Here is a 12,615-nt window from a genome sequence, read left to right as displayed (position 1 = left end):
AATTGTTCGTAATTCATATTATTAAGCTAATTTTTTCTTTTATTTTACCAGAGCGCTCGCACTTTCGCAAGAGGTCTTTTGAGCCAGCATCACCGGATATCAAACCCGAAAGGGTTACAGCATAAGTGGCACAATAACTTGCGGACTTTATAAAAAATGGAAATTTGTAACCGCAGATGCACGCAGATAAACGCAGATAGATAGAGATATAATTTATATTATCGGTAATTCTGAAAACCTATGACTCAAGCTTTACCCAAACTCGTAAACTTCGAGGAATTTGTGGAGTGGCTGCCTGAAAATTCGGCGGTACGCTACGAACTGCATAATGGAGATATTGTTGAGATGGCACAACCAGTAGGCGAACACGAGGAAGTTATAAGCTTTCTTGCAGTCGAAATTCCTGTTGAAATCAAACGTCTGGGATTGCCCTACGGTATCCCCCGCCAAGCGATAGTCAGACCTCCTGAAAAAGATTCTGGTTATTTCCCTGATGTGTTGGTGCTGAATCGTGGAAATCTGGTGAACGAAACATTGTGGCAAAAACAATCTGTCCTCAGTTTGGGTGCATCGATACCGTTGGTAATTGAGGTTGTGTCAACCAATTGGCGCGATGATTACTATTTGAAATATGCTGATTATGAGGAGATGGGTATTCCTGAATATTGGATTGTGGATTATGCTGCGTTGGGCGGACGCAATTTTATTGGTAATCCCAAACAACCGACGATTTCTGTGTGTAATTTGGTTGATGGTGAATATCAAATCCTCAAGTTTCGAGAGAACGATCGGATTGTGTCGCAAACTTTTCCCGCTCTAAACCTCACAGCAAACCAGATTTTTCAAGCTGGTTTAGTATAAGCTGAATTAAAATTTAGGCTTTCGGGGGGGCAGGATGCCCAACCCCTACTCCCCACAAGAGCTTATATTGCTTAAATTCAATCATTCCGCAAGGCTGCGATCGGATCTAAGCGAGCCGCATTCCGAGCCGGCAATACTCCAGCTAACAACCCGACGGTAAAAGACAGCCCAAAACCGGCTGCGATCGACCATACAGAAACCACAAACGGAAATTTGAAGGCTGTCGAGGCTCCAAAGGCGATCGCAACTCCCAACCCAATACCCGCCGTTCCCCCCACCGTGGAAACTAAAATAGATTCCGCCATAAATTGAATGAGAATTGCCGCATTAGTAGCGCCTACCGCTTTGCGAATCCCGATTTCCTTAGTGCGTTCCACAACAGACACCAACATAATATTAGCAATACCGATGCCGCCAACCACCAAAGAAATTCCGGCGATCGCACCCACCATAACCGTAAATAAACCTATCACATTGCTGAAAGTATTAACGATCTCTGTTTGATTTACAACTCGAAAATCATCCGGTTGTGGCGGATAAATATTGTGGCGCAAGCGCATGATATTTTCCACTTGAAATTGAGCATCTGCTAAATCAGCTTCGCCCGCAGTTTCCAACCAAAAACCCGAGATCGCAATCCCCGCTAAAGAATTTCTACCCACAATCCGCGAAGACATATTTTTGAGGGGAATATACACTCGATCGTCCTGATCGGTTCCCCCTACAGACCCCTTGCTTTCCATCACTCCAATGACCTTGTAGCGGTTTCCCTGAATGCGAATATCGGAGGAGAGCGCATTAGCTCCCGCTCCAAAAAGTTCATCCCGCACCTTAGAACCGAGGACAACTACTGGCTCAGCAGCATTCAATTCATCCTCGTTAAAAAACCGTCCTTCTTGGGGTTGAATGTTCTTCACATCTGGATAGTTTAAATCCGTTCCCAAAATAGAAGTAAAGGAATTTTGTCCGCCGTAAACCACTTGCACTTGGCGCTGCAAATAAGCCGAAATCGCCTTAACAGCAGGAGCTTGTTTGCCGATCGCCCTAGCGTCATCCCAAGTAAGGGTAGTAGCAGAACCGCTTCCCTGACTGACACCGCCCGATCGCGAAGCGCCGGATAAAACCAACAGCACATTTGTACCCAAAGCCTTTAACTGTTCTTCAGTTGATTTTTGTACTCCTTGTCCCACGGAAGTAATGGCAATTACCGAAGATATCCCAATAATTACGCCCAGCATAGTTAAACTGGTACGCAACTTATTATTCCACAGCGCCTCTGTCGCCATGAACGCGATTTGAACGTTAGAGATTTTGTTGGGGCGGGGGCGAGTCTGTAATTTCATTGGCTAATAGGTAACAGTTAATAGGTAATAGGTAATTAACTGGTTCCTAGGCTCTGCCTGGGAACCTATATTTAGAGGCTCTGCCTCGGCAGGGAAAATGGATGAAGGAAGAGCCTCGGCAGGGAAAATGGATGGAGGCTCTTCCTCCGGATCTGCGCTACCAGGCAGAGCCTGGTAACGAGTAATCGCAATAATAATTTTCGGAGTCAGTGCGAGCATCTCGCTCGCGGATGCTAATCTGATGACTGATGACTAAGGACTAATGACTGCTAACGCAAGCGCGTTCCGCCACCCGGTTGCAAACCTGGAATTCCACCCGATGGATTTTGGGATCTAGGCCGCAATCCCGGGGGGAAACTCATCAGCACTTTTTCATTTCCTTTCAAACCCGATCGCACTTCCGTCTTGTCATCCACCGTCATACCAGTCTTAATCGGCATAAAAGCAGGTTTACCATCTTCTGGACCCGGAACATAAACCCCCGTTTCCCTTTGTTGGCGGACAATTGCCGCAGTCGGAACTACCAAAACATTTTTGAGTTCACCGGCCTTAAACTCCACATTCACATTCATTCCCGATCGCAGTATTTGTTTATCATCATTAATAATTGCCGCTTTTACCTCAAAACTTGTCACATTTTGCTGGACGATCGACTGAGGCGAAATTTGAGTGATTTTACCTACAAAAGTCTTTCCCGCAAAAGCATCGGCTTGAATAGACGCAGCCTGGCCGATCCGAATCTGAGAAATATTAGTTTCTGCTACGTTTGCTACTAATTGATTTTTGGAAGCTAAGGACAAAATCGAAGAAGAAGTCGCCGAAGAAACTGCACTACCTGCCGTCGTGGGAGTCACAAAAGCGCCCGGATCGGCGTACTTGCGGGTAACAGTGCCGATGAAAGGAGCCCGCAGCACAGTGTCGTCGATCTGCGCTTGAACGCTTTGCAGGCTGCCTCTAGCGGCGAGAACTTGGGCGCGGGCTTGGGCGATGTCTTCCGGGCGAGAACCAGCTTCTAGCAGCGCCAAAGCTTGCTGTTTTTGCTCCACAGCAGCCTGGCCTGCTGCGATGTCTTCAGGGCGTGCGCCCGATCGCGCCAGGGCCAAAGCTTGCCGTTTTTGCTCCACAGCAGCCCGCCCTGCAGCGATTTCTTCGGGGCGTGCGCCCGATCGCGCCAGGGTCAAAGCTTGCCGTTTTTGCTCGACAGCAGCCCGCGCCGCAGCGATTTCTTCGGGGCGAGTACCCGATCGCAGCAAAGCTACAGCTTGTTCGGCTTGCCTGACTTGCGTTTGAGCTCGATCGCGCGCGGTGCGGGAGTTGTTGACAACTTGCAAAGCAATGGCTCCGGCATTATAGAGTTCCTGATTTCTATGAAAGTCTTCCTCAGCTTGGTTTTTGGCGTATTCGGCATCTCTGAGTTTGGCGATCGCTTGGGCGATGTCTTCAGGCCGATTGCCCTTAAGCAATTTTTGTAAATTTGCCTGTTGTTCAGCTAGTTGTGCCTCGGCTACGGCAATATCCTGGCTTCGATTGCCGTTGAGCAATTTTTGCAGCGTTGCCTGTTGCTCTGCCACCTGTGCCTGCGCTACAGCAATGTCTTGGCTTCGATTGCCGTTGAGCAATTTTTCCAGACTTGCCTGTTGTTCTGCTAACACTGCCTTAGCCACAGCAATGTCCTGGGTTCGAGTGCCGTTGAGCAATTTTTGCAGGTTTGCTTCCGCGGCTGCGAGTTGTCCGCGAGTTTGGGTAAGTTGCCCTTGGAGGTTGGAGTCGTCCATGTAGGCGAGAATCTGCCCTTTTTCAACTTTATCTCCTTCCTTGACAAGCAAACTTTTGAGCATTCCTGAAGTTTTGGGGCTGACGTTAACGGAACGTTCGGGCACTATTGTGCCGTTTGCCGAAATTGTAATCGGCAGGTTCACCCTTTCGACAGCAACGGTTTTTTCCTTGCGCCTGGTTTCGCGGCTGGATTTGACTGTGAGTTGGCTGTAAGCTGTGTAGCCGACTCCTGCCAGCAGGGAAGCGGCGAGGAGTCCGCTAAGCCAGGGAGTCAGCTCTTTTTTAATCTGAAAGTGCTTTACGAAGTACATATAAATTAGACCTGATGGGTCTGTCTTGAATTTAGACCGATCGGGAACAGAAAAGGTTCAATTGAAGTCGCACTAAGTTTTTTCGGTTGTAGCGCAGGTATCTTCGGATAATTTTGGATAATAAGGCAATCAGCTACGATTAATTTAGAATCTCGATCGATGAGCAACGCAGACATGAGCATTCACTTAGACTTGCGGCCGGAGTTAGAAAGTCAACTGTCTAGTGAAGCTTTGCGGCTAAAACTGCCTGTATCTGACTACATCCTACGTGTTTTATCGCTCAGATAAGTTCTGAGCAACTCATCTAAAACTGGAGCAGAGCTGGTTGCTTATTGGCAAAGCGAAGGAGTCATCAACTCACGACCTGATATCACCGATAGTCAAGGATATGCTCGAAACCTGCGGCATCAGGCACAAACACGGACACGGACACGAACATAAGAAACGCTATGTACCTTTTAGAGACTGATGTTTTAATTGATATTCAAGAGGGTCATGCACCTGCAATTACTGGGTTTTCTAGTCTTTCAGATATACCTAGTGTTCCCGGTTTTGTTGTCATCGAGCTAATCCAAGACGCGCAGTTGTAGGCATTCCGTAAACTTTCGGGCGATCGCCCCTATAGGCAGGATATTCAAAAAGTTTCTTGCTATCATATAGAGGATATACGGAAATTTTCTTTCCAATAAGTAGTTAGAGTGGTTTAGTTGGTCGCTGAAGCCGTACTTTGAAGCATATCTGTTGGTCATTAGAGACAAGCTACGATGACTAGACTGTTCTTTAAGAGTATCTCCTAGTTTGATGACTTTCGTTATAATCAGTTAGGTAATTTGAGGATTTAGAGACTAATGGTTAAACCCAACGAGCCGAATAAATTTCAAAAAAACTTTCATGAATCCCTAAATTCGCCCGCATTCTCCCAGGAATCCTTTAAGGGTATCTTGGCTCTGTCTGATCAACTTCGACTTTATACAGAGCAAAATAGGAGCATTTTCGATCAAGCGATTAAAGCAAGTGCTTTAAGTAGTTCAGTTATTGAGAACATGAGGCGGTTTTCCTTGCCAGAAAATTCTCAAATTCTCGCAAACCTATCTAAGTTAAATGCTTTGGAGAAAATAAAACAATCACCAACTTTTGACCAGGTAAACGCCGCAAATTTATCAATTTCAAAGCTCCTGAAAGCAGTTGATAGTTCAAATATCAGTAAGTTGATGCAGCAGGGAACTCTCCAGTCTGCTGCCTGGCAAAAGCAATTCAAAGCAATAGATACAATTCCAGGTAGTTTGCACCGTTACGATCTAGTTTTGCAATCTCACCTAGCAGACATCTCCAAGTTTTCAGCACTATCTCAAATATCTCTATCTCATCTACCCCTAGAAGGTTTTTTAGGAAATGCTCTGAGAATAGAAACTTCTATTCAAGGCGTTCTTCAAAATACTTTCATTGATTTGGGAAAATCTTATTCCAAATTATTTGCGTCACTTAGCCATAACCCAGCATCTCTTATTTCACTGCCACCTATCGTCTCACTGTATTCGGCGGTTGAATTTTTAAATGGGGTTAGACTTGCTGAAGCTGTTACTATTCAATCTGATGAATTAGAATTTGAATTACAATTTGAGGAAGAAACACATCAGCTAGAAAAAGATGTTCAACAGGAAACTGAAAGTGTTCTTGAAGAACTACTTGGAAAATTAAATGTAGAACTTATTCGTCTACTGCATGGGGCAAGGCAATCCTTAGAATCTACAAATCCTGATAAGGCTCGGCAGGCCGCAACCTCATTGAGAGAACTTTTTACCCATGTATTACATACACTTTCACCTGACGACCAAGTTAAAAATTGGAGTAACTCTCCAGAACATTATGACAAGGGAAAGCTAACACGACGGGCACGACTCCTTTACATTTGTCGCTCCTTGAATCACGGCCCATGTTCAGATTTTATTGAAAAGGACATTAATGCTGTTTTGGAATTTCTCAAACTTTTCCAACGAGGAACACATGAAATTACCTCTCCTTACACGGAGCTTCAGCTCAAGATGATGCTTAGACGAATGGAATCAACTTTGAGATTTTTGTTAGAAATTTGGATGGAAAGCAACATTTTGTGAAAACTGTAAAGCCGCACCGTAACAATTTGCTTGGAGCGGATTGTCCAAAGATATTAGTGCATTGCGAAGATTGTTTGTAGCCACTCAAGCGCACCGTTAGACTGAAATAATTTGGTACGATCGCTGGTTAATCTTTTACTTTATTCGAGGTTAGTATTGCTATGACCCACCCCAAAAATAAAAAAGGTTTCCGCACCATCAATGTTGAGAGGCAAGAATTCCGTTGGCATTTCTGCCCTTCTTTTGACAACAGCTACTTGACTTTGCAAAGCACTGTTACACCGCAACGCGAAACATTAGTTACACATTTCTAGAAACAGCGGACGAGCAAAGTCTTTTTATCTGCGATCGCATCGATCGAACTTGTGAAAAGTTCGATCGCCCATTTCCTCCTCAACAAACAGCCGCTACACCCAATTCTGTAATCGCCGCCTCCGGGCCCACCAAAGAAACATACGGTTCTACAAAATATTTCTTAGCAGCATCCCGCGCTTGTGAAGCTGTCACCTGTGCAATTTCTTCTTGAAATTGCTGGTCAAATTTAATTCCCAATCCCAAAATTTCGTACCAGCCTAAAACTTGGGCAATTTGCGAATTAGTTTGTTTTCCTAAAGCATATTGTCCGAGCATTTTATTCTTGCAAGCTTGCAATTCCTCCTCGCTTAGTTGGATGCTGGTGAGTCGATCGACTTCTGCGCGCAATCCTTCAAAAGCAGTCGCCGTATTTTCCGGCGCCGTACCCATGTACACGACAAACTGAGCCGTGTCCAAGCGCGTCGCGTAGAGCGCGGAAACGTCGTAAGCCAAGCCCCGCTTTTCCCGCAATTCCACAAACAATCGGCTCGACAAACCGTTACCCAAATAAGTATTCAGCAACTTAATCGCTGCATAGTCGGGATTTTTGACAGAGGGTGCGAGGTAGCCCAGCATAATCACTGATTGCTGCGTATCTTGCGCCGTAACGACCGATTCAGGGGAAGGTGACAGAGGGGGGACGGTTAAAGTTGGTAAGGGTGTTAAAGGCGCTTTCCAGTCGCCAAAAGTTCTATCGATCAGGGCGATCGCATCTTCGGTGGATATTCTGCCGGCTACAGAAATAACTACATTATCGGGACGGAAATAGGTTTTGTGGAACTCTTCAAGCTCGTTTCTGGTGAGCTTTGACATAGTAGCTTCCGTGCCCAAGGGAGAGAAAGCATAGGGATGTTCCTGGTACATCGCGTGCCGCAATTGCTCGAAGGCGATCGCAAATGGCTGTTCTTGCTGCGATCGAATTGCTGATATGGCAATGCGGCGTTCAAGTTCGACTTCAGCTTCCGGAAAAGTAGGCGATCGCGTCAATTGCGCAGCCAACTCCAAAATCTCCTCAAAATCCGCAGAAACCGTCTTCAAACTCACTAAAAAATAGTCTGTAGTAGAGTCGGCACTCAACCTCGCTCCCACCGATTCTACACGCTCGGCAATTTCCAGCGAAGACAGCCGATCGGTTCCCTTAGTCATTACCGCCGACAGCAAGTGACACAATCCTGCTTGTTCCGGCTGCACGTAGCGACTGCCGGCCCGCAGGAATATCCTAGCTGCAATAATATCTGCTGCTGGATTTTCTGCTGCTAAGACAACAATACCGTTGTCTAAAACCGTGCGCTGGATTTCATTTTTCATGGTTAATTTAGTTGGGAATTGGTAATTTGGAATGGGTAATTGGTAATTGGTAATTTGTAATTACTTGATTGCCATTTTTCTATTTTGCATTTGCATATTGTATGATGTCCTACCGGGTAGGGCTTGACGCACAACATCTAAATGTAACAACATTTATCCCGTAGGGTGCGCCACAAGCACAAAGAACCCCCGACAAATGCCGAACCTCTACTCCGTAGGGTGCGCCACAAGCACAGAGAACCCCCGACAAACGCCGAACCTCTATCCGGTATAAAAGATATTTATTTTCACCCGTTTACCAATTAGATTGGTTTGAGCACCACGGCCGTATAGCGTCGAGGAGAGAGATATTGTTGAGCTAGGCGCTGGAGGTCTAATGGCCCAAATGCTTTAATCCTGGTGGGATAGCTAAGCGCTAATTCGGCAGTGGCGATCGTATTGTAATATCCGTAAAGACCCGCTAGCTGTCCCGGCGTTTCGAGCGAGAAAGCAAAATCGTTGCACAGCAAACGCTTACAGCGCAGCAATTCTACCTCGGAAACAGGCTCAGACTGCAATTCCCAAAGCCGATCGCAAATCCGAGATTCCACCTGTTCGACATCCTTCGCATCCAAGACTGCACTGATAGTAAATAAACTCGATTCCCGTTGCAGCGAGAAAGTGCTGTCGATCGCCTCTACCAATTGTAATTCTTCCCGCAGTTCCCTGACTAAACGCGAAGTCCGCCCGTGTGCGAGCAACACCGACAGCAGATCCAAGCCGCAAGCACTTTGCAAGTGTTCAACTCCCGGGCCCGTCCACGCCATCATCAGCCGCGCTTGTTCCAATCGGGGGAGACAGAGTTCCTGACGGCGAATTTCTATCAGTGGCGGTTCCGCCTCTGCGGTTAATTTTGGACAATCCCACGGATCGTAAAACTGCTCGAATGCTTTCCCCGTAATATCTCTGGCCTGTTGTTCATCAATTCCCCCGACTACCACCACAGTCATATTTTCCGGCTGATAGTGCGATCGGTGAAAACAGCGCATTTCGTGGGGAGTTCGCGACATCAGCAGTTCTTCCGTGCCGAGTACCGATCGCCTGTAGGGATGTCGCTGGTAAACTGTTTCCATCATGGCTTGGAAACCCAGCCAATCGGGATCGTCTTGAGCTTGACGGATTTCTTCGAGCACCACATCTCGCTCGCGATCGAATTCCAGATCTGGAATCGAAGCCCGCAGCAGCAATTCTGCCAGTGGCTGCGCTGTTTCTGCTAAATAATCAGCCGCAGCGTTGACGAAAAAATGGGCGTAGTCGTGACTTGTAGCTGCATTGGCGACACCGCCGCGATTTTCGATTACCTGGTCAAATTCTCCAGGGGCGATCGAGTCCGTCCCTTTAAATATCATATGTTCTAGAAAATGAGCCATTCCCGACCAAGAATCCGGCTCCAGCGTAGCGCCAGCCCTCACCCACACGTCTAGCGCGACCACCGGTGTGGCCGAAATCCGCTGGTGAATGACCGTTAACCCGTTGTTGAGCTTCCAGACATTGGCTGGGAACTCTAAAGCAGTGAGCAGTTGAGACAAGCTAGTTATTCTTAAACTTTAGTTAACTTCGGCTGCAACTATGGTAGCGCTTTACAGCTCTGCGATCGGGATTAATTGATACAGAAATCATTACTCATCTGCCATTAATCCTTATTCATCAGTTATTTTTTGTTTTTTGCTTTTTTTTCAAGCAGTCTCAAATACTTACCATTTTTTTGCTTAAAAGTCAATAGGTTGCGCGGGATATTAATGAATCAGTCGGGAGAAAGAGGATGTTATCGGAATATTTCAATAAATTAAGAAATATAAGAACACTAAAGACATTGAGAGGAGAAACGACAGATGGTAGCTACCTTAGAAGATACCAAGCGCCAAGCGATCGCGACTAAATTAGCAGACATGAAAGCGCTGCAAAACTTGTTGATCGCCAACGAGCAATTGTTCATCAATTCCTGCAACGACTCCGAACTGGCTGATCGCTTCCGGGATATGCTTGAAGACGATCGCAAAAACTTGGGCGTATTAGAAACTACGATCGTGCAATACGGCATTCAAGCCGAGCCCAAAGAAACCAGCGCAAAAATGATTGAAGAAGTTCAGAAACTCATGGAAGGTTCTGAACTGACATTGTTTGAAAAAGTCACCCAGCACGAACTGCTCAAACACAAACAAACAATGGCCGGTCTGTTAATTCACAAAGCCGCTCAAGTAGTCGGCGCCGACATCGAAGCCGCCATTACTCCCCTCAACACAGTTAACTTTGAAAACCGCGCTCACCAAGAGCAACTCAAGGGAGTTATGGAAATCTTGGGCGTGCGCGAACTGACCGGCAAAGACCCCGACCAAGGCGTTTGGGCCCGCGTGCAAGATGCAATGGCAGCCATGACCGGCATCATCGGCGGTGCAGTTACCCGCACCAAAGATGAGATGAACATCACCGAAATCATCACCATGGATCACCGCAAAGCCGATACCCTATTTATGGAGATCGAAAAAACCGACGATCCTCAAAAACTGCAAGAATTCTTCGGTCAACTTTACAAAGACCTCAGCGTCCACGCAGAAGCCGAAGAACAAGTTGTTTACCCAGCAATTCGCAGCTACTACAGCAACACTCAAGAACTGTACGACGAGCAAGCAGAAATGAAGCAAATGCTCGCCAAGATTAAGTCCATGAGCCCCAGTTCTTCTGATTTCAAAGCCCAAATAAAACAGCTCCAAACAGCGGTTCAGGATCACGTAAAAGAAGAAGAAAAGGATATGTTACCTCAAATTCGCCGCAACCTGAGCGAAGCACAAATGGAACAAATGGCTACTCAATTCAAAGCAGCCAAAAGCACGATGCAGCAAGAAATGGCTAACTTGAGCTAATTCAGCAGTCAGCTAATTATACCTCTAGCAAAACTAGAGAATAGTTAAACTGCAACCTATCAATCCCGCTACCCACGTAGCGGGATTACTGTTTTGTGTGAAGTCACCCAGGTTCAAAAACTAATCTCAAATCTGTTAGCATCGGAATTATTTATATATCTATTAGACCTGTTGCAAAATAGTTTTGTGCTATTATAGAAAGTTTAGACAATTTTATAATCTAGCAGGCTGGGCAAGTTTAAGGAGATGCCAATCAACCCCATAATACAAATTATGACCTAAACTTGAGCAAACTTTTAAGGATAACACATATTTTTTTGGCAAGAGGTCTATTCTCTTCATCTGCGTCAATCCCTTGTCATCTGCGGTTAATACATTCTCTTTTTTAACCGCAGATAGAGGCAGATAAACACAGATTAATTATATCCATTGTGGTTGCACTTATACATGATGGAGAGTGGGGTAATGTGAAAGTATTGACCGAGACTTGATCATTCCCCTCCAACCGGAAACGATATAACTAAAAAAATGAATAAACCCGCCCTCCGTAAGCTGGTTGTGGGGGCGGATTTATTTAGATTCTGAGTTATGATCCGAGATTGTGGGTGAAACCCACGCCTAAAAATGCTCTTATAATCAACTCGCGACAAATCTATCCGTTAATCACAGAGCCGCCATTGGGATGCAAAATTTGACCCGTCATGTAAGACGAATCTTTTGAAGCTAAAAACACGTAACTGGGGGCAACTTCATCGGGTTGACCGGCGCGTCCCAAGGCCGTGTCTGCACCAAATTTCTCAACTTTTTCTTCGGGGAAAGTCGAGGGAATTAGAGGCGTCCAAATCGGGCCGGGAGCTACTCCGTTGACGCGAATTCCTTTCTCAGCTAAACTTTGAGACAAAGAGCGGGTAAAAGCAACAATCGCTCCTTTTGTGGAGGAGTAATCTAGCAATTGTTGATTGCCTTTGTAAGCGGTGACAGAGGTAGTGTTGATAATTGCACTTCCTTCTTGGAGGTGTTTTAGAGCGGCTTTTGTGAGGTAAAACATTGAGAAAATGTTGGTGCGGAAGGTGCGCTCTAATTGTTCGGCGGTGATGTCTTCGATGCTTTCTTGGGGATGCTGTTCGGCGGCGTTATTGACCAGGATGTCGAGGTGACCAAATTCTTTAACTGTTTGTTCTACAAGGTTTTGACAGACCTTTTCATCGCCGATGTCGCCGGCGATCGCAATACAGCGACGGCCTTGTTGTTCGATCGCCTCTTTGGTCTTTTTAGCATCATCATCTTCGTTGAGATAGCTGATGACCACGTTAGCGCCTTCCTTGGCAAAAGCGATCGCCACCGCCCGCCCGATACCGCTGTCTCCGCCAGTAATTAAGGCTACTTTGTCCCGCAATTTGTCGCTACCCCGATATCCCTCCGCGAAAGATTGAGGTTGAGGAGTCATTTGCGATTCAATACCGGGTTGCTTTTCTTGATGTTGAGCCGGATTGGTTTGTTGTTGAGTTGGCATAACATATTCCTCTAAGTTCTACCTCTATAAATAAAGGTTTTAGTGAGGCGGGGAATCGGTCTTTTTGCCGATCGTTCCCTACTACTAAAGACAGTTTGGGCGATCGAAAGCAGTTGTTAAGATGGTAACAATAGT

General features: G+C 46.0%; 10 protein-coding genes. 5 read left to right on the top strand and 5 right to left on the bottom strand.

Going from position 1 to position 12,615, the window contains the following annotated elements; all coding sequences use genetic code 11:
• Positions 1 to 240: 240 nt before the first annotated feature.
• Positions 241 to 861, top strand: coding sequence for a Uma2 family endonuclease (locus tag QT996_RS02315; protein WP_333044258.1), 621 nt, complete (start codon positions 241 to 243; stop codon positions 859 to 861).
• Between the two features lie 77 nt (positions 862 to 938).
• Here the strand turns inward: QT996_RS02315 and QT996_RS02310 are convergent, their stop codons facing one another.
• Together QT996_RS02310 and QT996_RS02305 are read right to left on the bottom strand one after the other, a co-directional pair.
• Positions 939 to 2,204 (bottom strand): ABC transporter permease, encoded by a 1,266-nt coding sequence (locus QT996_RS02310; RefSeq protein ID WP_333044257.1) that lies wholly within the window; start codon positions 2,202 to 2,204, stop codon positions 939 to 941.
• Between the two features lie 269 nt (positions 2,205 to 2,473).
• A complete protein-coding gene (locus QT996_RS02305) occupies positions 2,474 to 4,291 on the bottom strand; it encodes an efflux RND transporter periplasmic adaptor subunit (protein ID WP_333044256.1) in 1,818 nt (605 codons plus the stop codon).
• Positions 4,292 to 4,450: 159 nt separating this feature from the next.
• Between QT996_RS02305 and QT996_RS02300 the strand changes: the two genes are divergently transcribed.
• The 3 genes from QT996_RS02300 to QT996_RS02290 all read left to right on the top strand — a co-directional run bounded on the left by QT996_RS02300 (position 4,451) and on the right by QT996_RS02290 (position 6,405).
• A complete protein-coding gene (locus tag QT996_RS02300; protein ID WP_333044255.1) occupies positions 4,451 to 4,579 on the top strand; it encodes a hypothetical protein in 129 nt (42 codons plus the stop codon).
• Positions 4,580 to 4,616: 37 nt separating this feature from the next.
• The gene (locus QT996_RS02295) at positions 4,617 to 4,760 is read left to right on the top strand and encodes a hypothetical protein (RefSeq protein WP_333044254.1); all 144 of its coding nucleotides are present in this window, start codon (positions 4,617 to 4,619) and stop codon (positions 4,758 to 4,760) included.
• A gap of 379 nt (positions 4,761 to 5,139) precedes the next feature.
• Complete coding sequence (locus tag QT996_RS02290) at positions 5,140 to 6,405, top strand: pPIWI-associating nuclease domain-containing protein (protein ID WP_333044253.1); 1,266 nt, start codon at positions 5,140 to 5,142, stop codon at positions 6,403 to 6,405.
• 393 nt (positions 6,406 to 6,798) lie between these two features.
• On the opposite strand, the gene QT996_RS02285 is transcribed toward QT996_RS02290, so the two are convergent.
• Together QT996_RS02285 and QT996_RS02280 are read right to left on the bottom strand one after the other, a co-directional pair.
• Positions 6,799 to 8,067, bottom strand: a complete 1,269-nt coding sequence (locus tag QT996_RS02285) for a pitrilysin family protein (RefSeq protein WP_333044252.1) — start codon at positions 8,065 to 8,067, stop codon at positions 6,799 to 6,801.
• Positions 8,068 to 8,369: 302 nt separating this feature from the next.
• A complete protein-coding gene (locus QT996_RS02280; protein WP_333044251.1) occupies positions 8,370 to 9,635 on the bottom strand; it encodes a pitrilysin family protein in 1,266 nt (421 codons plus the stop codon).
• 303 nt (positions 9,636 to 9,938) lie between these two features.
• Between QT996_RS02280 and QT996_RS02275 the strand changes: the two genes are divergently transcribed.
• Entirely contained in the window at positions 9,939 to 10,967 is a 1,029-nt protein-coding gene (locus QT996_RS02275; RefSeq protein WP_333044250.1) for a hemerythrin domain-containing protein, read from the top strand.
• Positions 10,968 to 11,619: 652 nt separating this feature from the next.
• Here QT996_RS02275 and QT996_RS02270 read toward each other — a convergent pair.
• A complete protein-coding gene (locus QT996_RS02270; RefSeq protein ID WP_333044249.1) occupies positions 11,620 to 12,480 on the bottom strand; it encodes an SDR family oxidoreductase in 861 nt (286 codons plus the stop codon).
• Positions 12,481 to 12,615: the final 135 nt, after the last annotated feature.

This window comes from Microcoleus sp. S13C4, from assembly GCF_036700865.1.
GTDB lineage: Bacteria > Cyanobacteriota > Cyanobacteriia > Cyanobacteriales > Microcoleaceae > Microcoleus.
Note: the sequence above shows the minus strand (reverse complement) of the source record. Positions and strands in the feature narration are given on the sequence as shown.